This is a genomic window from Endothiovibrio diazotrophicus, assembly GCF_054657215.1.
The window spans coordinates 1-18,886 of record NZ_BAAHXB010000108.1; the positions used below are offsets into that span (position 1 = coordinate 1).

At 66.9% G+C, this 18,886-nt stretch carries 25 protein-coding genes and 1 tRNA gene; 7 read left to right on the forward strand and 19 right to left on the reverse strand.

The window, feature by feature from the left end:
* From ACYQ2W_RS20565 to ACYQ2W_RS20590, 6 genes are all read right to left on the reverse strand, one after another.
* Positions 1–286 (reverse strand): REP-associated tyrosine transposase (locus ACYQ2W_RS20565; protein ID WP_459871529.1); only part of this gene is annotated, 286 nt, incomplete at its 3' end.
* A 58-nt stretch (positions 287–344) separates the two neighbouring features.
* Positions 345–671 carry a type II toxin-antitoxin system RelE/ParE family toxin gene (locus ACYQ2W_RS20570; protein ID WP_459871532.1) on the reverse strand — a complete coding sequence of 109 codons (327 nt, stop codon included), beginning with the start codon at positions 669–671 and terminating at the stop codon, positions 345–347.
* Between the two features lie 2 nt (positions 672–673).
* A complete protein-coding gene (locus ACYQ2W_RS20575) occupies positions 674–946 on the reverse strand; it encodes a type II toxin-antitoxin system Phd/YefM family antitoxin (protein WP_459871534.1) in 273 nt (90 codons plus the stop codon).
* 228 nt (positions 947–1,174) lie between these two features.
* Complete coding sequence (locus ACYQ2W_RS20580) at positions 1,175–1,411, reverse strand: hypothetical protein (RefSeq protein WP_459871536.1); 237 nt, start codon at positions 1,409–1,411, stop codon at positions 1,175–1,177.
* Between the two features lie 159 nt (positions 1,412–1,570).
* Positions 1,571–1,714, reverse strand: a complete 144-nt coding sequence (locus ACYQ2W_RS20585; protein WP_459871539.1) for a hypothetical protein — start codon at positions 1,712–1,714, stop codon at positions 1,571–1,573.
* Between the two features lie 67 nt (positions 1,715–1,781).
* Positions 1,782–2,873, reverse strand: coding sequence for a HupE/UreJ family protein (locus ACYQ2W_RS20590; protein WP_459871541.1), 1,092 nt, complete (start codon positions 2,871–2,873; stop codon positions 1,782–1,784).
* A gap of 109 nt (positions 2,874–2,982) precedes the next feature.
* On the opposite strand from ACYQ2W_RS20590, the gene ACYQ2W_RS20595 reads away from it, so the two are divergent.
* Positions 2,983–3,801 (forward strand): DUF4198 domain-containing protein, encoded by an 819-nt coding sequence (locus ACYQ2W_RS20595; protein ID WP_459871544.1) that lies wholly within the window; start codon positions 2,983–2,985, stop codon positions 3,799–3,801.
* A gap of 87 nt (positions 3,802–3,888) precedes the next feature.
* Here the strand turns inward: ACYQ2W_RS20595 and ACYQ2W_RS20600 are convergent, their stop codons facing one another.
* From ACYQ2W_RS20600 to ACYQ2W_RS20610, 3 genes are read right to left on the reverse strand one after another with little or no spacing between them, the layout of a single operon-like run.
* Positions 3,889–4,110: a DUF4386 domain-containing protein gene (locus tag ACYQ2W_RS20600; protein ID WP_459871546.1), complete on the reverse strand. Its 222-nt coding sequence runs from the start codon at positions 4,108–4,110 to the stop codon at positions 3,889–3,891.
* Between the two features lie 58 nt (positions 4,111–4,168).
* Positions 4,169–4,384 carry a SemiSWEET family sugar transporter gene (locus ACYQ2W_RS20605; protein WP_459871549.1) on the reverse strand — a complete coding sequence of 72 codons (216 nt, stop codon included), beginning with the start codon at positions 4,382–4,384 and terminating at the stop codon, positions 4,169–4,171.
* 36 nt (positions 4,385–4,420) lie between these two features.
* Positions 4,421–5,050: an NAD(P)-dependent oxidoreductase gene (locus ACYQ2W_RS20610; protein WP_459871552.1), complete on the reverse strand. Its 630-nt coding sequence runs from the start codon at positions 5,048–5,050 to the stop codon at positions 4,421–4,423.
* Between the two features lie 83 nt (positions 5,051–5,133).
* Here ACYQ2W_RS20610 and ACYQ2W_RS20615 point away from each other — a divergent pair, with 83 nt between their 5' ends.
* Complete coding sequence (locus tag ACYQ2W_RS20615; RefSeq protein WP_459871554.1) at positions 5,134–5,727, forward strand: TetR/AcrR family transcriptional regulator; 594 nt, start codon at positions 5,134–5,136, stop codon at positions 5,725–5,727.
* Between the two features lie 29 nt (positions 5,728–5,756).
* On the opposite strand, the gene ACYQ2W_RS20620 is transcribed toward ACYQ2W_RS20615, so the two are convergent.
* The 8 genes from ACYQ2W_RS20620 to ACYQ2W_RS20655 form a co-directional block, all read right to left on the reverse strand.
* Positions 5,757–5,954, reverse strand: a complete 198-nt coding sequence (locus ACYQ2W_RS20620) for a diguanylate cyclase domain-containing protein (RefSeq protein ID WP_459871557.1) — start codon at positions 5,952–5,954, stop codon at positions 5,757–5,759.
* Between the two features lie 227 nt (positions 5,955–6,181).
* Positions 6,182–6,898, reverse strand: a complete 717-nt coding sequence (locus ACYQ2W_RS20625; RefSeq protein WP_459871559.1) for a TonB family protein — start codon at positions 6,896–6,898, stop codon at positions 6,182–6,184.
* Complete coding sequence (locus ACYQ2W_RS20630) at positions 6,895–7,299, reverse strand: ExbD/TolR family protein (RefSeq protein ID WP_459871562.1); 405 nt, start codon at positions 7,297–7,299, stop codon at positions 6,895–6,897. The genes ACYQ2W_RS20625 and ACYQ2W_RS20630 overlap by 4 nt, the downstream gene beginning before the upstream one ends.
* A 182-nt stretch (positions 7,300–7,481) precedes the next feature.
* The gene (locus ACYQ2W_RS20635) at positions 7,482–8,090 is read right to left on the reverse strand and encodes a MotA/TolQ/ExbB proton channel family protein (protein ID WP_459871565.1); all 609 of its coding nucleotides are present in this window, start codon (positions 8,088–8,090) and stop codon (positions 7,482–7,484) included.
* A gap of 187 nt (positions 8,091–8,277) precedes the next feature.
* The gene (locus tag ACYQ2W_RS20640) at positions 8,278–8,943 is read right to left on the reverse strand and encodes an urease accessory protein UreH domain-containing protein (protein WP_459871568.1); all 666 of its coding nucleotides are present in this window, start codon (positions 8,941–8,943) and stop codon (positions 8,278–8,280) included.
* Positions 8,944–9,285: 342 nt separating this feature from the next.
* Positions 9,286–10,317, reverse strand: coding sequence for a 4Fe-4S binding protein (locus tag ACYQ2W_RS20645; protein WP_459871571.1), 1,032 nt, complete (start codon positions 10,315–10,317; stop codon positions 9,286–9,288).
* On the reverse strand, positions 10,314–11,087 hold the full coding sequence (locus ACYQ2W_RS20650) for a hypothetical protein (protein ID WP_459871574.1): 774 nt from the start codon (positions 11,085–11,087) through the stop codon (positions 10,314–10,316). The genes ACYQ2W_RS20645 and ACYQ2W_RS20650 overlap by 4 nt, the downstream gene beginning before the upstream one ends.
* A 32-nt stretch (positions 11,088–11,119) precedes the next feature.
* On the reverse strand, positions 11,120–13,315 hold the full coding sequence (locus ACYQ2W_RS20655) for a TonB-dependent receptor (protein ID WP_459871577.1): 2,196 nt from the start codon (positions 13,313–13,315) through the stop codon (positions 11,120–11,122).
* A 434-nt stretch (positions 13,316–13,749) separates the two neighbouring features.
* Here ACYQ2W_RS20655 and ACYQ2W_RS20660 point away from each other — a divergent pair.
* Positions 13,750–13,824, forward strand: a tRNA-Val gene (locus ACYQ2W_RS20660).
* A 441-nt stretch (positions 13,825–14,265) separates the two neighbouring features.
* On the opposite strand, the gene ACYQ2W_RS20665 is transcribed toward ACYQ2W_RS20660, so the two are convergent.
* Complete coding sequence (locus tag ACYQ2W_RS20665) at positions 14,266–14,580, reverse strand: hypothetical protein (RefSeq protein ID WP_459871579.1); 315 nt, start codon at positions 14,578–14,580, stop codon at positions 14,266–14,268.
* 141 nt (positions 14,581–14,721) lie between these two features.
* On the opposite strand from ACYQ2W_RS20665, the gene ACYQ2W_RS20670 reads away from it, so the two are divergent.
* The 4 genes from ACYQ2W_RS20670 (at position 14,722) to mtnC (ending at position 17,498) form a co-directional block, all read left to right on the forward strand.
* Positions 14,722–15,306: a hypothetical protein gene (locus tag ACYQ2W_RS20670; protein WP_459871582.1), complete on the forward strand. Its 585-nt coding sequence runs from the start codon at positions 14,722–14,724 to the stop codon at positions 15,304–15,306.
* 213 nt (positions 15,307–15,519) lie between these two features.
* Positions 15,520–16,122, forward strand: coding sequence for a methylthioribulose 1-phosphate dehydratase (locus ACYQ2W_RS20675; RefSeq protein WP_459871585.1), 603 nt, complete (start codon positions 15,520–15,522; stop codon positions 16,120–16,122).
* A gap of 120 nt (positions 16,123–16,242) precedes the next feature.
* A complete protein-coding gene (locus ACYQ2W_RS20680; protein ID WP_459871588.1) occupies positions 16,243–16,803 on the forward strand; it encodes a 1,2-dihydroxy-3-keto-5-methylthiopentene dioxygenase in 561 nt (186 codons plus the stop codon).
* Entirely contained in the window at positions 16,800–17,498 is a 699-nt protein-coding gene (mtnC, locus tag ACYQ2W_RS20685; protein WP_459871591.1) for an acireductone synthase, read from the forward strand. The genes ACYQ2W_RS20680 and mtnC overlap by 4 nt, the downstream gene beginning before the upstream one ends.
* 203 nt (positions 17,499–17,701) lie before the next feature.
* Here mtnC and ACYQ2W_RS20690 read toward each other — a convergent pair whose 3' ends face one another.
* Positions 17,702–18,706 (reverse strand): ribonuclease T2 family protein, encoded by a 1,005-nt coding sequence (locus ACYQ2W_RS20690; RefSeq protein ID WP_459871594.1) that lies wholly within the window; start codon positions 18,704–18,706, stop codon positions 17,702–17,704.
* Positions 18,707–18,886 lie beyond the last annotated feature (180 nt).

Below are 18,886 nucleotides of genomic sequence, written 5' to 3' on the forward strand. Positions count from 1 at the left end.
CCTGGGAGGCCGTCGATGGCATAGCGGGAAGGCCGCTGGAAAAGTTTCGCTTGATCGCCATCCAGCGGCCTGCATAATCGCTGTCACCCTCGGGGAGGGTCCATAACGAATGGAGATGATCGGGAAGGACAACTACGGCGTCGATGGTGAAAGGACGCTTGGCGCGAACGACGCGAAAAGCCTTGCGGAGCCGCTCGACGTTCTCCACCAGGAGTGGACGCCGGTGTTCGGCGACGACGGTGAAGAAGTAGGTGGCGCCTTCGGTTCGGGCCCGGCGAAACTCCATGGGGCTCACTCCGTAGTGGGGTGATGGGCACGCTACGCTTTGCCCATCCTACATGCTCCTATCCAACCAGCAGTCTTCTCTGCAACAACGATTGCATGTCACGGCGCCCGTCGGCAATCAAATAAACGAAAACCTGCGAACCGATCACCCGGTAGATCATCCGATAGGGTTTGAAGAAGACCTCCCGATACTCGCGGATACCGAGCGCCAGCAGCTCATCGGGGTGGTTGCCCCTTCGCGGCAACTCCGATAGGGACTCCAGGGTAACGACGATTCGGTCGAGGGCGTAATCGGCAGCCTCGAGGGAGTCATGGTCAAAGATATAGCCGTGGATTTCATCGAGGTCCCGCTCCGCGTCCTCGGTGAGCAGCACCTCGAGCGCCACCCTCAGCGCCCCCGCTTCGCCCTGATCCGCTTCACCGAATCGGCAAGCGGCGCGACCCGCCCCTCCTCCACCTGCCGGCTGCCCAGCGCCAGGATCTTGAGCAGCGCCAGGGTCTCCTGGGTCTGCTCGTAGCTCTCGATCCCCTGCAACACCGCCTTCGCCTCGCCGTTCTGGGTGATCACCAGCGGCTCCGGGTCCGTCTGCAATCCGCGGATCAGGTCGGCCGCGTGAGCCTTGAGGTAGCTGATGGGTTTGATTTGGGTGGAATATTTCATCGGCAACACTCGAAACACGGCAATCAGTAGACCAAATATAGTCCGTAAAAAGACCTTTCTCAACGAACCGATCGACGTCTTTTAGCCAGTCCCCCAAAGCCGGCGGCGGCAAGGCTCGCCGAGGAGCCAGACAAGCATCCGGAGACTGAACCGGACCTTACGCTGCCCTGTAGAACACCAGGCCGGATTCAACCGGGCTGCATTGCGCGGAACTCGAATTACACGCACTCACTGTGACGTCGCTTTCTCGATGGCAGCCGCCCTTTTTTCCTCCACCTCCTTCATGTACTCGTTCATATCCTGTTGGAACTGTTTGATCTCTCCGGGATCCGTAGGAATTCCGGGCGGCTGCACATCGGAGCCTGTCTGCACCGATGGCTCCTGCCCAACCGGCGCGGGCCCCATCCGTTTGTAAATCAGGAGCCCCCCTACCAGTAATGCCACGAGCAGTGCGATCAGTCTCATCGAACATCCTCCACCAATTCCAAATAGAAGCCTGATAGATCGTGATAATAGCCTCAAATGGCCTCGACAGAGACATGCCGCGATACGCATCGCACCAGTCAACCGCCTCCCGGATGTCCGGTCACCCGGTCGACGAACGAGCGCAGCCGCCGGGTCCACTCACCGCCGCTGACACGCCATCCCGGAAAACGCCGCTACGCCGAAAAAGAGGAACGACAGGCCGTAGCCCGCGAGAATGAAGTCGACGCCCCCGACGCGGATGGACTGGAGCACCACCGCGCAGAGGACCGGAAACGCCAGCACGATCGCCCCGTTTCGGAGCCGGATAGCGTGGACACCCGGAGAGGCCGAAGGCGGAACAGGTGCCCCGTCAGCCGATCCGGGTCACCGTCCAGTACAGCCCCACCGCCGCGATCACCAACGAGAACGGGATGACCACCCGCCGCCGGTACCACGGCCGCTCCCGGAACCAGTAGCCCACCGCGGCGAAGGCGATGGCGATCACCGTCAATTGACCCAGCTCCACGCCGACATTGAAGCTGATCAGCGCGCTGACGAACTGCCCCGGCGGGATGCCCCCCTCGCGCAGCACGCCGGCGAAGCCCATGCCGTGGAGCAGGCCGAAGAGGAAGATGACGATCACCCGGTGCCAGTGAACGGTGCGGGTAACGACGTTCTCCGCCCCGATATAGACGATGGAGGCGGCGATCAGCGGCTCGACGACGGTCGAGGGAAGGGAGAGGTAACCGAGCACGGTGAGCGCCAGGGTGATGGTGTGGGCGACGGTGAAGGCGGTCACCTGCCAGAGCACCGGGCGCAGGTGGATGGTCAGCAGGAACAGCCCGAGCACGAAGAGGATATGGTCAAGACCCAACGGCAGGATGTGGGTGAAGCCCAGCGGCAGGTAGCGCCCCAGCGTGCGCAGCCGGCTCATCTCCCGGTAAGGGGCGTCGACGGCGAACGGCGGACTCGCCTCGCCGTCGGTGAGCCAGTGGGCCACCGGCTCCCCCCTCTCCGGGGTGGAGAGGCGCAACACGCAGTTGCCGAAACGGGGATCGAGGCGGAAACGGAACCCCTCCGCCCCCGGCGGCACGGGGAGCGAGAAATGCAGCGTACTCTTGCGCGCGACGCGGATATCACCCACCGGAGGGATCTCCACCGAGCGGAACTCCGGCGCCACCCGCCGCTGGCCGAAGCGGAACTCGATCCCCGCCAGCAGATCGCCGAGCCGCCCCCGCAATACCTCCTCCAGCGCCTGCGGCGAGGCGCCGCGCAACGTATCGTAGCGGACCCGCTCCGGCGCCTGGTCGGTATCGGCATGCAGCGGCCGGATCCCCGCCAACAGCGCCTCCAGGTTGAGGGTCATGGCGACCGCCGCGTTCCCCCCCGGCGCGAGCTGCACCTCGACCACCGCCGGGACCAGCTTGTGGGCCGATGCGGCAAGCGGAAGCAGCCACAGCAACAGCGCGAACGCTACAATCGACCCCGGTGACCGCGGGCCACCCCTGCGCAAGCCTTCTCCGTCCATCACCCACCTGAGCCGTTGCCAGACCGCACGAGAGCGTAACATAGTGGATCGAGCCCCCTCCCCATCGCCCCGCCGCCGCCGACTGGCGGCCGCACTCCTCGCCGCCCTGTATCTCCCGCCGCTCGCCGCCCACGACCTGTGGCTCGAACCCGCCCCCTTCCGCCCCGCGGCGGGCGAGATGGTACGGGTGACCCTGCGCCTCGGCGACCCTTTCAGCGGCGAGAGCTGGCCACGCATCGCCCCCCACATCCAACGCTTCACCGTCCGCCACGGCGACCGGGAACGCCCGGTCAGCGGATCGATGGGCGATGACCCCGCCGGCTACTTCAAGGCCGCCGACGACGGCGCCTACACCCTCCTGTACTGGAGCCGGCCCGAGTTCACCGCCATCGGCGCGGAGGAGTTCGAGGCCTTCCTGAAGGCGCGAGGACTGGAACGGATCATCGGTCTGCGGCAGGCGTTGGGCGAGACGGGGCGCGACGCGGGCGAGTACGACACCCGCTGCGCCAAGGCGCTGGTGGTCACCCGGGAGGCCGACGGGAACGCGGCGGCGGCGGCGCACAGTGAGTGTGACCTCGATCTGACGATGGGACCTACGACGCCGCCGGGAGGAGAGACGCCGTTCCGGCTCCACTTCGAGGGGAAACCGCTGGCCGGAGCGCTGGTGACGGGGATACGCAAGGGAGCGCCGGAGGAAACGCTGAGCGCACGCACCGATCGAAGTGGAGAGGCGCGTTTCCCCTCGATTGGAAACGGCATGTGGCTATTCAGCGCGGTACATATGGTCCGCGAGGAGCACGATCGAGCGCAATGGCACGGCTATTGGGCGACCCTGAACGTCGAGCGCCAGGAAACCGAGTAACTTACCCTTTCCGCGTCCCTTCCCCTTGCACCCTTACCCCCTTCACCATAAGCCACAAACAAAATGAAAGCTCCGCGATCAAGGGGATCATGTAGCCAACAGCATGACGGAATCGGCGACAAAGCCGAGCCGAAACAACGACGGTGATGCCAGGATGTTGCCGGCGGTGGCACTCGCATCCCCCGGCACGACCAGACTGGATCGAACGAAGGCCTCGCCGAAGATACCGCATACGATGATGATGAGGTACAACCCCCCTGCCGTCCTTGCATAGATCATCGGGGCATTGTTCGCTGTACTGGTAGTCAAGATCCGCTCCTGAATTGATTGTTGGACAGCCCCATCCAGCGCCTGTCCCCCATCGACGTCAACCGCCGGAGTTCCACGCCTTGTCGCCCCCACCGCCAACGCGGCCCGAACGGTAGCGGTATTTCAGCACGATAACCGCCAACGCCAAAACCAGGGTCACGCCGTTGGAGATGTCCTCGCCCGAGCGGGTGCGCCAGGTCTTCACCACCTGCGGCACGAAGGCGATGGTGGTGAAGGTCCCGGCGGCGGTGCCGAGGAGGTCGATCAGGGTCATGAAGGGGGTCTCAGGGTGAGCGTCGCGCTCATCCTATCAATACGACAGATAAGGCGCCTTCCCGAGGTAGCGGTCGTCGGACAGCTGGCTCAGCATGAATTCCGCCGCATCCGCCCTGGAGACCTTCGCCTGCAACCCCGGCTCCGGCGATACGCCGTGCCGATAGCCGCCGCTGCGCTCGCCGTCCGTCAGCACGCCCGGACGCACGATCACCCACGCCAGACGGCTGTCGCGGATACACCGCTCCTGCAGCAGGTGGTCCCGGTAGAGCCGCCCCATCAACAGCGGCGCGATCAGCCACCGGTAGTGGAGGGGCAGCAGTCCCCGGCTGTCGCCGGTGCCGAGGGCAGACTGGCAGACCAGCCGCCCCACCCCCGCCCGCTCCATCCCGCGGACGATGTTTTCCGTGCCCCTCGAGCGCAGCTCCGTGCCGTCTAGCACGCTGGGCTTACCCAGCGCGCAGAGCACCGCCTGCTGCCCCTCCAGCGCCCGCGCCACCGCCGAGGGGTCCAGCACGTCCCCCACGACCAGACTCAACCGCTCGTGCCGCTGGTCCACTCCATCCGCGCGACGGACGAAGGCCGTGACCTCGTGCCCCCCCTCCAGGGCCTGGACCACCAGTTGGCGGCCGGTACCGCCCGTTGCTCCGAAGATAACAACCTTCATGCGCTCGCCCTCCGTTGATCGGACAAATTGACTTTACATGCTGTCAATTGACAGCATGTAAAGACTGGCCTGAGGTTTACAGCATGTCAAGAAAAAACAGCGATACTCGGACCCGCATCCTCGAAGCGACGTGGCACCTGATGGAGCGCGAGCGCGGTCGGAAGGTGAGCATGGGCGCCATCGCCGAGGCGGCGGGGGTCTCCCGCCAGGCGCTCTACCTGCACTTCGCATCGCGGGTGGAGCTGGTCAGCGCCACCGTCCACTACGTGGACGAGGTCAAGGGGCTCGGCGAACGGTTGCAGCGATTCCACACGGCCACCTCCGGCGTGGAGCTGCTGGAGGCGTGCGTCGAGGTGTGGGGAAACTACATTCCGGAGATCTACGGGCTGGCCAAGGCGTTGCTCGAAACGCGGGATTGCGATGAGGCGGCGGCCGCGGCCTGGAACGGCTGCATGGGCACGCTACGCGACGTCTGTCGACAGGCCATCGAGACCCTGGCGGGGGAGGGTCGGCTCGCCTCGGAGTGGCCCCCCGACGAGGCGACCGAACTGTTGTGGACGATGGTCTCGCTGCACAACTGGGAACAGTTGACCATCGAGTGCGGCTGGTCGACGGAGCGCTACGTGGAGCGGATGAAACGGCTGCTGAAGCGCACCTTCGTCGTCGGAGAGGGGTGATTCTCCAGAGCCTGTCAGGCGCCGAAGCCTCAATCGCCGACCGCCCGTTTGATCGCCTGCGGAGGGGGTTCGCGCCGTTCAGAGGCGACCCGGTTGCGTCCCTCCCCCTTGGCCCGGTAAAGCGCCTGGTCGGCACGCGTCACCAGCTCGTCCAGCGCCTCCCGACCGTCGTACTGCACCACCCCGAGGCTGGCGGTGACCCGCACGCTGCCGCCCTCCCCCTGCACACGGTGCAGGGGGCCAGCCCCTGGCGCACCTTGCCCCGGGTTGCCACGCTCCGTGTGGTAACCCGGCCTCTACGCGACCGAGGCGCGTCCCCTGGACGCTCCGCGTCGGCTCCACCGCATCCGCAAGCACCGCAAGCGGATCAGGACGCAGAGCGTCCAAGGCGGCCGGTTACGACGCGGAGCGTCGTAACCAGAACCTCTTGATTTTCCGGACGGCCCACGCAGTTTCAGCGCAACCGGAACTCCATCGCGTAGCGCACCGTCAGCGGTAGCTCCACACCGCTGCCGGAAGCCGGGCGCGGCAGCGGCGCCGCGCGTTCCACCGCCTCCCGCGCCGCCTGGCGCAGGGAGCGGTGGCCACCCGCCACGGTGAGCGCCTCGACGCCACCCCGGGCGGTCAACCGGAAGGCAACGTCGACCCGACCCTCGATACGCCGCCGCCGGGCGATCCGCGGGTACTCCTTGAATCCCTCAATGTAGGCGAGCAGCCGGGCCAGATAGGCCTCGCGCAGGGCGGGATCGGCGGCGCGGGGCGCCGCCGCCGCCACCGGCGCGGGTGCCGGTGCCGCCTGGACCGCGGCAGCGGCCGGCTTGGGCGCCGGCGTGGGACGTGCCACCTTCGGCGGCTTGGGCTTGGGCTTGGGGGTGGGCTTGGGCTTCGGCTTGGGTGCGGGCTTCGGTTTCGGCTTGGGCGGTGGCGGAGGTGGCGGTTCCGGCTCCGGCTCGGGATCAGGTTCCAACACCGGCTCCGGCGCCGCCTCAGGCTCCGCCTCCGCTTCCTCCGGCTCGGGGGCGAAGCGCAGGGTGACCCGGCTCAGTTCGCCCTGCTGCGGCGCCCCGCCGCTGGTCAGCGGGCGGTCGGCGAAGTGGTAGAACACCGCACCGTGGGCCCCCAGGGAGAGCAGCAGCGCGGCCAGCCGGATCGGCGCGGCGGTCCCCCTCACGGCCGCTCCGTGACGATGTCGAACGACGCGGCGCCGGCCAGCCGCGCGGCGTCCATCACCTGCACCGCGACACCGAGATCGGCGCCGCGGTCGCCGCGCAGCCGCACCTCGCGATTGTCGCGCCCCTGGAGTTCGGCGCGCAGCACCGCCTCCAGCCGATCCGGCGCCACCTCCCGCTCACCGAGGCGGATCTTCCCTTCACCGTCAAGGGTCACCACCAACGGCCCGACGTCCTCCTCCACCGCCTCACCGGAGCGCGCCTGCGGCAGCTCCACGGCGACGCTCTCGTCGCGCACGAAGTGGGCGGTGAGCATGAAGAAGACCAGCAGCAGAAAGACGATATCGATCAGCGGCGTCAGGTTGAGCCCGAAGCTGGAACGGCGGCGGTAGACGGTCTTCATGGTGGATCGGTTCAGCCTGGGATGATCGACGCGGAGAACGCAGAGACGCAGAGATCGCAGAGAAGAAATTCATTGTGCTCGATACGGGCTCTGCCCCGCACAGCCCCGCCACCATTCAACACATTCATCACTCTTCTCTGCGCTCTCTGCGTCTTTGCGTTCTCTGCGTCCAACATCGGCTCTCAAGCCATGTCGCCAAGGCTTTCGTAGTGGGGTCCGTGGGGCTCGTCGCGCAGCCCGCCCTGGCCGGGATAGCGCTCCAGCAGCAGGCCGGCGCAGCGGTGCATGGCGTGCAGTCGGCTCTCCACCCGGCCCTCCAGCAGGTGCAGCAGGATCAGCACCGGAATGGCCACCGCCAGCCCCACCCCGGTGGTGATCATCGCCTCCCAGATGCCGCCGGCGAGCGCCTGGGCGTCCACCTTGCCGCCGGCCTGCTCGATCACCATGAACGCCTTGATCATGCCGGTGATGGTGCCGAACAGGCCGAGCAGCGGGGCGGTGTTGCCGAGCACGCCGAGGGTGCGCAGCCCCCACTCCATGCGCTTCAGCTCATCGGCGATCACCCGGCTGGCGACCCGCGAGAGGTCCCTCACCCCCGCGCTCGCGGCGCGCTCGATCTCGCGCACCACCGCCCCCTCGGGGCCCCGCGCGCCCTCGACGCCGTCGCTCGCCCGCCCCATGCGCAGGAAGTGGATGTAGCGCTCGATGACGATGGTCAACGCCATGGCCGAGTAACCGGCCAGGATCCAGACCACCGGCCCGCCCTTGGTAAACAGCTCTTCAAAGGTCATTGGTTCTACCCGACTTCACGAATTCGACGCAGAGGACGCAAAGACGCAGAGAACGCAGAGAAGAGGAACGACGGTTGGCGGTTTTTGCCGTATCGGGGCGGTACCCGTCCGACGAATATCCCCTTCAATAGAAATTCTTCTCTGCGATCTCCGCGTCTTTGCGTCCTCTGCGTTCCCAGTGCCCACCTCAAACGGAGACCCAGCCGAACGCAGTGGCCACGCCGAGGAGGATCAGCAGGGCGGCGGAGGCGCGCTCCAGGGGACGGCGCCAGTGGGCGAGCTGGCGTTTCAGCTGGCCGCCGAGGTGGGCGACGCCGTAGCCGAAGAGCAGCGCCGGCACCACCACCGCGCCGATGCCGAAACCGGCCCCGAGGGTGAGGCCGGCCGCCGCACTGGCGGTGGTCGCGGCGGCCACCAGGACGATACCCAGGGGGGCGCAGGGATTCAAGGCCATCCCCAGCCCCATCAGGAAGAGTCCGCCGGGCAGCGCCCGGCGGACCGGGAGCAGCGGCCGCTCCCCCGCCGCACCCGCGCCACACGCCCCGCGCCCGGCGCGGTGCCACAGCAGCAGACCGACCGCCACCGCGGCGCCACCCGCCACCAGCCGCAAGGCGCCCGACGCCACCCACGGGGCGATGTTCTCCCCCAACCAGCCGGCCACCAGACCGAGCAGCGAGTAGCCGCTCAGCCGCCCCGCCGAGAACGGCAGCACCACCCCCGCGGCGGTGCGCACGCCGCCGCCGCGGGCGAGAAACACCGGGCCGAGGAACGGCAGGCAGGAGACGTTGCACGGGCCGGCGCCGAAGCTGAGGCCGAGGAGCAGGGCGCCGGCGAGGGTAAGGGGTTCGTTCATGGTCGGGTGTCGGGTATCGGGTTGACTTCTGGTGACTTCTGGTTACGACGCTCCGCGTCGTAACCGGCCACCTTGGACGCTCTGCGTCCTCACGTCAGGCAAAACGACCACATTCTGGTGCCTTCGTTCGACATGACGCAGAGCCTCGAAGAAAAAACGTTTCCACGCAGAGCCTCGAAGAAAAAAACGTTTCCACGCAGAGCCTCGGAGAAAAAAACGTTTCCACGCAGAGCGTGGAAACGAGAGGACGGCTCGTTGGCCTGTAGGAGCGACCCCCAGGCCGCGATGGTCGGAAAGAATCGCGGCCTGGGGGCCGCTCCTACCGGCCAACGATCGCACCTTTCACCACCGCCCCCGCAACAACCCGAGCAGACTGCGCTTCTCCCACCGGGTCTGCGCCTTCTTGCGCCCCTTGAAATAGGCCGGATCGGCGCGGAACAGCGGCAGCACCGTGTACTTGAGCTGCAACACGTCCTTCTCCGGACAGAACTCCACGCAGCGCCCGCACAGGGTGCAGTCGGCGAAGGTGACATCATGCCGCTCCATCTCGGTGTGGATCTCGCGGATGTCCATGGGACACGCCTTGGCGCACAGCCCGCAGCGCTCGCAGCGCGGCGTGGCGTGCTTCACCAGGCGGGCGAAGCCGAGTTTGCGGAAGGTCGCATGCAGCGCCAGCAGCGGACAGATGCGGCAGAACGGCTGGCGCACAGTGAGGGCGAAGGCGACCATCAGGCCGAACAGGAAGTCGGCGGTCAGCGACAGCACCAAGTGGGTGGTGCTGGAGCTGTCGACGTAGAGCTGGCGGGTATCCCCCACCGCCAGGGTGGTGAGGATGCGGCTCGGACAGATGCTGCAATAGGGCGAACCCAGGTCGTGGTTGAGATAGCCCATGCCGGTGAGCAGGGGGAAGAGGAACACCAGCAGCGTCAGCATCAGCCACTTCACCGGCCGCAGCCGCGCCACCAGCCGCGCCGGCAGGCTCTCGCTGCGTTGCAGGCCGAGCTTCTGACCGACCATGTGGACCACCTCCTGGAAAAAGCCCAGCGGGCAGACCCAGCCGCAGAACGCCTTGTTGAGAAAGACGAACAGCGCCAGGAAGGTGAGCAGGCTGATCACCGTCGGCAGCAGGGCGCGGGCCACCTCGCCGCCGGCGGCGAGCACCCCGCCGACGCGGTGGTCCAGTTGGTGCTGGAAGGGGATCAACACGCAGTAGTCGGCGTTCTGGAAGTCGTAGGCGCAGGTGAGCACCGGGAAGGCGTTGCTCAGCTTGTCGGCGGTGTAGTAGCCGACCCATACCGACCCGTAGACCAGGAGCAGGAAGCTGGCCAGTTGCACCAGCTTGCGCAGCACCGAGAGGTTCTTCAGCGGATTCATTTCGCGCCCTCCCGGCGGCGGCCGACGGCGGTGATCAACAGCCCGGCGAGGAGTCCGGCGCCGAGGGTCGCCGCGCCCCACTCCGTGGAGCGCCAGTGGCCCGGATTGGGGGCGTAGTCCCCCTGCAGGGTGGTCTCGTAGCGCACCCCGTCCGTCGCCGTGGCGGCACTCAGCGCGAAAGGCACCGCCGGGTTGGCGCGCCGCCCCGGGAGCACCCGCGGAAAGTCGTCGGGCAGGGTGAAGCGGACCCGCCCGGCGCCGTCGGTGCGGGCGGTGAGATCGCTGCCGTTGAGGGTGCGCAGGCGCACCTCGGTGTCGGCCACCGGCTTGCCGTAGAGGCGCAGCAGGAAGCCCCACGCCTCGCCGCCGTAGTAGCGGTAGTGCTCCCGCGGCAGGGGATCGGGGACCAGCTCCAGGGGCGCCTTGTGCTCGGCCAGCAGCTCCCGCGGGCTGTGGCCGCTGGGGCGGCCCTGGCGGAACAGGTAACGCACCACCGAACGGGAGAGGCGGGCGCTGCGCTGCACCGCCACCGCGGCGTGGTAGTTGTCCACGCCGCTCTTCGGCAGGTGCGCCCAGTGGCCGTCGAAGAGCACCTCCAGGGTACGCAGGTCGGAGGTCCACAGGGACACCTCCGCCTGCTCCATGTCGAACAACACCCAGGGGTGACCGCCCCCGCCGTGGCGGTGGGCGGTGGCCGCGGGCGGGCCGCCGGGTGCGGCCTGCACCGACAGCGTCAGCGCCAACAGCATCAAGGAAGTCACTCTTTTCATAACACTCGATCTTTCGGGTTACCCGATACCTCTCAGAACGACACCGACACGCCCGCGGTCAGGGTGCGCCCCGGATTGACCACGATGGAGATGTCCTCGGCGTCATAGGTGCCGTTGCCGTCGCTGTCGTAGTGGCCGCGGGCGGTGTTGTAGTAGCGGCGGTCGAACAGATTGTCGACGCGGGCGAACCACGACCAGCGGCGCGCCGCGCCGTCCCGGTAGTCGTAGTTGGCGAGCAGATTGAACACCGCGTGGCCGTCGATCTTCACCACGTTCATCTCGTCGGCCCAGTAGTCGGAAACGGCGTCGATCTCGCCGGTGAGGCGCAACTTCGGCGTCGCCCGCCATTTGAGCGACAGATTGAGGTGCTGGTGGGGCGCCCGCGGCAGCTCGTTGCCGGTGAGGTTCATCGGCACCAGGGTGGGCCGGAAGTAGCGGTTGCCGAGGATCAGGTTGAAGTTGTCGTAGCGGGTGAACTCGGTATCCAGATAGGTGTAGGCGACATCCCAGGCCCACTCCCGCTGCGGGTCGCTGTTGATCGCCAGCTCCAGGCCGCGGTTCCGCGCACCGCCGATGTTCCGGTACTGATCGAGCACTCCGCCGCCGGGGATCGAATACTGGCCGGCGGCGTTGAGGATGAAGTCGTCGCGGTCGATCTGGAACAGCGCCGCCTCGACACTGTGGCGACGGCCGGCGAATTCGAAGGCGCTGCGCACGCCGATCTCCCGGTTGAGCGCCTCCTCCGGATGGAGGTCGGGGTTGGCGGCGGTGTCGCCGGTGGGGCTGATGGTGCCGGCGAAGAGCTGCTCCACGGTGGGGGCGCGGAAGCCGGTGGAGAGGTTGGCGAACAGGCTGGTCTCCCCATTCAACTGATAGTTGCCGCCGAGGCGCCAGGAGTCGACGCCGAATCGCTTGGAGAGGTCCAGCGCGCTCAGGTGGTCGTGGTAGTCCAGGTCGATGACGTCATGACGGCCGTTGAGGGTGAAGGTCCACGCCTGCAGCGGGTTCCACTTCAGCTCGCCGTAGAGCGCCTGCATCACCTCCTCGGTGCGATTGTCGGAGACCACCGCGCCGGCGCGGTAGAGCGGCGAGCGGGAGGAGGGAGAGGTGCGGTAATCCACCAGATTGGTGACCCGGTTGTCGTAAGCGTTGTCGCGCAGGTCGGCGCCGGCCATCCAGCCCAGCCGGTCGATGCCCGAACGCCACTCCAGCTTCAGCCCCTGCTGCACCTGGGCGTAGTCGTTGCCGCTGGTGTAGGCATCGACGTCGTTCACCGCCGCCCCGCTGGCGTCGTAGCGCTGGGGGGCGGAGACGAAGTCGGTGTCGTCGGAGAAGCGGTAGGCGTTGACCATCAGGTTGCCGCCGTCCGCCAGCTCGCGGTTGTAGGTGAGATAGGTCTTGGCCAGCTCCACCGCGAACTTGCGCGCGTAGTCCTGGCCGTTGTAACTCTGCGGATCGGTGGCCGCCTGGGTGACGCCGGTGACGGTGCCGTGGCTGTCCTTGGCGCGGTCGGAGAGCTCGAAACCGAAGGTGAGATCGCTGACGTCGTCCAGGTAATACTGGAACTTGCCGTTGAGGTAGTCCGCCTCGGACTCGGACTGGAAGTGGTAGGCGTCGGTGCCACGATGGGAGGCCTGGAGGTGGCCGGCCCACTTCTCCGCGGCGTAGCCGGCGCGCAGCAGCCCTTTGCGGTAGTTGAACGAGCCCGCCTCGGCCGCCGCCTTGAAACCGGCGTTCTTGGCGCCGCGCTTGGTGGTGATGATCACCGCGCCGGAGAGCGCATCCTCGCCGAAGAGATAGGAGGCGCCCCCCTTGACCACCCGGATCGACTCGATGTTGTCCAGATCGATGTTGACCCGGCCGGTGCGCTCGAACACCGGCACGCCATCGATCACCACCGCCACGCCGGGCTTCTCGCCCATGTAGCGCTGGTTCTCCACCCCGCGGATGTGGATCTTCAGCGAATCGCCACTCTGCCACTCGGTGGTGATGCCGGGCACCGACTGGAGCATCTGCTGGATGTTCTCAGCGTGGGCATCGTCCACCGCCTCGCCGCCGATGACGGCGATGCTGGAGGGCTCCTGCCGGCGGTCGAGCAGCCGGTCGTCGATGGTCGAGGACTCCACCCGGATCACGCCGAGATCCTCGGCGGCGGCGAACGGGACGAACGAGAGTGAGGAGAGGGAGGCGGCCAGCACGGCCTGGGCAACGGGGCGCTTGCGATACATCGGTCGTTGAACTCCGGGGACAGTCACGGTCAATGGCCGAACCGGGATACCCCGGCGGGCCGATCCCGAGGGAGAGCAACGGAGATGCCAATCGGGCATCCCTTACAAAACAGAGGGTTGAACGCCTACACAAATCCACTACGGCGGGAGATCACGCAGCCAGCGGGGCAAATGACCCGACTTTGACCATCCCATGGTCTTCGTTGTGAAGGCGCCGGAGGATTCGCCGTTTTTTTCAGGTCAAGGGCGAAAGGTCAAAGGTTAAAGGGAAGAGGGGTCGTGCCAATCTGCCCCCTCTGCTTTCAGCCTCTACGGCTTCGACGAGCGGATGGTGTTGAACGAAGGCCCTTTAACCTTTTGCCTTTCACCTTTGACCCGAAACAATCCATTGACGTCCACCGCCGCTGCCCCTAGAATACCGCCTCCCGAATATCGGGCGGTTAGCTCAGCGGGAGAGCACTGCCTTCACACGGCAGGGGTCACTGGTTCAATCCCAGTACCGCCCACCACACCAAACAAAAAAGGGGTTACGGCCTACGCCGCAACCCCTTTTTTGGTGGGTGAAATATGGCGATGCCTGGGTTAGCTGTTGCGATTGGTGGCCAGCACTTCGGTTCGTTGCGGGAGCGGCCCCCTTAGGGCCCGCGAAAGAATAACTTCCTGTTTTGGGGCGTCGAGACGCCCGTCCGGCAAGGCACGCAAAGGGGCGCATACTCGTTGTATGCAACCCTTTGCGCAACGCCGCCGGGCGGAGCGGATCGGCGTTCCAAAACAGGAAGTTATTCTTTCGCGGGTCCTTAGCCGCTCCCGCATTCGAGGAACTCGCAACAGCTCTCTATCTCGGACATAGCCGAAAAAACCACCCGACGGCGACGAGTGACCGTGGGGGATCAAAATAAAAAAAGGGGCGCCCCCTTCCGGAGGCGCCCCTTTCCGACTTCGTAAATCGGTCAGGCGGTAACGTCGAGCAACCCGCCAGGCAGCGACTGACCGGCACTGGCCCCACCGGCGCCGTAGGTCCCGGCACCGTAGCCCTGGGAGGAGCCGTCGTCGCGGTCCCCGTCGCCACGGCCATTGCCGTCTCCGCCGGGATTGCCGCTCTCCGCGGTGGCGACCACCCCGCCCGGAGGCGGAGCCACCGTCTGCGGCGGCGCGGCGAGCGCCTGACTTACCTCGTTGGGCTGCTCGCCCAGGGGACCGTTGCTTCCACGCGGCACCCCCATCTGGCTGAACAGATTGCTGCCTTGAACGCTCGCGATGTCCATTTTCGTCTCGCCTCGTGCGCGGCGGAACACCCGCCTGTTCGGAAATCTTGTCCTAAGTGTAGTCTCCCTTTTTCCTTTGATAAACCATTTCAACGAAATGGTTATTGGCGCCACCCGCCCCTCCGGTACAATCCCCGCCCCATGAAGGCCTACAAACTGATCCTCCACCCGAAGAACCCCGCCGCCGAGCCGCCCGCCGGCGACGCCCTCCTCGACCACCTGCACCGCGCCGGTGTGATCGGCGCCCCGTTCCCCTTCCGCGGCGCCGAGCACCACCTGCCGGGAGAGGCGTTCATGCGTGCGGTCACCTTTCTCGGCTGCTCGCCGGCGGTGCTCTTCGAGCCGCCCGCGGCGGACGCCGAACGGGGCGACGGCGGCGACTTCTGCCATCTGGAGCTGCGCGGCCCCTATGCGGAGACGCGTTTTCTCGGCGAGGAGGGGGTGAAGCGCCCGCGCTGCCCCCGCTGCCGCGGCTGGATCGACGACTGGCAGGCGGCACTGGCCGCCTGGCAGGCCGACGTCGGCTACCGCCACCCCTGCCCGCATTGTGGCGAGCCGATCGAACCACCCGCCATGAAGTGGCGCCACTCCGCCGGCTTCGGCCGCTTGGCACTCGCCGTGTGGGGGGTCTTCGAGGGCGAGGCGGTCCCCTCCGAAGAGCTGCTGCGCACCCTGCGCGAGATCAGCGGCGGCGACTGGGAGTACTTCTACACCTACGGCGGGTGAGTCCTTCCAGACTTGTGATGAAAAACGCGGAGGACGCAGAGACGCAGAGAACGCGGAGAAAACAAAGAGTAAAGAAAGACCAATGGCTATTCTTCTCTGCGCTCTCTGCGTCTTTGCGTCCTCCGCGTCTCCTTCCAGAGCCTTAAAATTCCCGAACCAAACCGACCTGCCCGAGCTAAAATGGGGGCAGTTTGGCCCTTGGGAAAACAGCAGATGAGCGATTCACCGGAACAGGCGCTGGTCGAGGCGGGGCGATTTCTCTTCTCCCGCGGCTGGGTGCCGGCCACCAGCGGCAACTTCTCCGCCCGCCGCGACGACGGCACCATCGCCATCACCGTTTCCGGCCGCCACAAGGGACGGCTCACCGTCAACGACCTGATGACCGTCGAGGCCGACGGCACCCCCCTCCAACCGGGACTGCGCTCCTCGGCCGAGACCGGCCTGCACCTCGCCCTCTACCGCCGCTGGCCCGCGGTGGGCGCGGTGCTCCACACCCACTCGGTCAACGCCACGGTGCTCACCCGGGTGCGCAGCGAGGCCCTCTACCTGGCCGACTACGAGCTGCTCAAGGCGTTCCCGGGAGTGACCACCCACGAAGGCGCCATCACCGTGCCGATCTTCCCCAACGACCAGGACATCAAGCGCCTCTCGGCCCAGGTGGAAGAACACCTCGACCGCCACAGCGACGTCCACGGCTACCTGATCGCCGGCCACGGCCTCTACACCTGGGGCCGCGACGTCGCCGAGACCCTGCGCCACGTCGAAGCCTTCGAATTCCTCTTCGAATGCGAATGGAAGACTTTGTGCCTCAAATAGCGTTGGGCACTTCAACGCGGAGAACGCAAAGAGCGCAGAGAACGCAAAGTCCTCTCCTCCGCGATCTCTGCGCTCTTTGCGTCCTCTGCGTTTAGTTACGAACCCAAACGGAGAACCGACATGTCGCGACTGGAGATCTTTGACGAGGCCGGCCACCGCAGCGGCGAGCCGGTCACCGACCACGCCGCCATCGGCGCCGCCCTGGGCGCGCTGGGGGTGCGCTTCGAGGCGTGGTCCGCCGACCGGCCGCTCTCCCCGGAGGCCAACCAGGAGGAGGTGCTGGCCGCCTACCGCGAGCCGGTCGACGCGCTCAACGCCGAGTACGGCTTCCAGTCGGTCGACGTGGTCTCGCTGCGCCCCGGCCACCCCCAGGCTGCCGAGCTGCGGGAGAAGTTCCTCGCCGAGCACGTCCATGCCGACTTCGAGGTGCGCTTCTTCGTCGACGGCAAGGGGCTCTTCTACCTCCACGTCAATGACGTGGTCTATCTGGTGTTGTGCGAGGCGGGGGACCTGATCAGCGTCCCCGCCGGCACCACCCACTGGTTCGACATGGGCGAGGCGCCCGATTTCAAGTGCATCCGCTTCTTCACCGTCGCCGACGGCTGGGTGGCGGATTTCACCGGCAGCGGCATCGCCGCACGCTTCCCCAGCTACGACCGTTTCCTGGAGGCGGCGGCATGATCCGCGCCGTCGTCACCGACATCGAGGGCACCACCTCCTCGCTCTCCTTCGTCAAGGAGACCCTCTTCCCCTATGCCCGCGAGCGGCTCGCCGACTTCGTCGCCGCACACGGCGGCGAACCGGAAGTGGCGGCACTGCTCGACGATGCACGGAACGAGATGGGCCAGCCGCAGGCCGACGCCACGGCGGTAGCGGAGGCGATGGTTCGCTGGATCGACGAAGACCGCAAGATCACCCCGCTGAAGGCGCTCCAGGGGCTCATCTGGCAGGCGGGCTACCGCGACGGCGACTTCACCGGCCACATCTACCCCGATGCGGTGGCGGGGCTGCGCCGCTGGCACGCCGCGGGGCTCGCCCTCTACGTCTACTCCTCCGGCTCGGTCCACGCCCAGAAGCTGCTCTTCGGCCACAGCGACGCCGGCGACCTCACCCCGCTCTTCTCCGGCTACTTCGACACCCGCATCGGCGGCAAGCGCGAAGCGGACGCCTACCGGGCGATCACCGCGGAGATCGGCCTGCCCGCGGGCGAGATCCTGTTCCTCTCCGACATCGTCGAAGAACTCGACGCCGCCCGCGAGGCGGGAATGGCCACCTGCTGGCTGGTGCGCGACGGCACCCCCGACCCCGCCGCCCGCCATCGTCAGGTGAACAATTTCGACCCCATCGACGATTTCGCCCTGACGACACCGCCATAACCCATCGGTCTATCCGCCCCCGTAGGGTGTGCCGACGATAGGAGGCGCACCGGCCGAACGGAGCCACCGAACCCCACGTCCAAAGACCTCTGGAATGGTGCGCCTCGTCCCTCGGCACACCCTACGATCCACACCCTCTATTGATTTTCCGGCGGCGGGCAAACCGGCGGCCGTGGGCCGCCGGTTTGCCCGCCGCCGGAAAATCAATCATTGATGGGATCGATGCGGAACCGCGCCCCGCAGTTGGAGCTGAACGAGCCGCCCCCCTGTGCCAGCAGCTCGCCCAACGACGCGCCGATCACCTGCTGCGGCAAGCTCATGTAGACATCCACCAGATCCCCCCCCTTGCAGGTGAGGTGCAGCCGCTCGCTGGCCCCGCTACCCAGGCCGCCGTCCACAACCGCGCGGAAATCGGCAACACCCACCTCCTTCCCCACGTTGGCCGCCATGAAGGCGCCTACCCCGGCGTCGTTGAACTGCTCGGTGAAGGTGACCGCCACGGCAAAGTAGCCGTCATCGGTGAACAGCCGCTGGCAGGTGCCGTGCTTGTACCACTCGTGGCGCTGGAGACAGGAGCCGGCTGCCGCGCTGGGCATGACCCGGCCCAGCTCCCTGCGCACCCCATCGACCATCTCCAGCGGCGGATACTGGCAGAAGTCCCCGGAGATCGGCTTCTGCTCGCCGCACCAGCCGTAGCGGGTGCCGCAGGCCCCCTTGTTGGGCCACAGGCCGTGGAGGGTGAAGTTCTTCGCCTGATAGCTGTCGGGATCGGTAATCCGGCACTCCGGCTGGTCGCGGTGGGTGGCGCAGAAGGCGGGTTGCCAGCTCACCGCGAAGACGTAGCCGTCGGCCTCGCCGGCGATATCACAGACCGGCGGCGCCCCACCGCCGCTGTCGGGGCGAGCAGCCTCGGCCCCCTTCACCTCGGCCGTGCCACACTCCCCGCTCACCCAGCGTTCTGAAGGATTGGCCCCAGCGATCCGCAGGCGGAACCAGTCCGGGTCACGGGCGCGGTTCACCTCCAGCACCGGATAGGCGTGACCGACCAACACCATCGTATGGTCGGGGTTGGTCATGCGGTTCTTGGAGACGTAGGCCTCGCAGACCCGGGTCGCGGTGAAGGTGCCGTCGGCCGGGGTGCTCGCCCATAGCGGCGCTCCCGGAACCAGCAACAGCGATGCGACAAGCAACCACGGAAAGCCCTTCATGTTCCTGCTCCTTTGTTGTTGTAACGCCCCGGCGGGACCGGCAGAGCGTAGCGCGAGGAGCGGGCCGGGAGAAGCGGAAATGGAGGAGGGCGGCAAGCGGGCGTGGAAAGGCGGCCGTCCCCGCTACCGCGTCCTGCTCTCGCGGGGTATGTGCCGGGTTCCACGCAGGCTTTCTTCTCA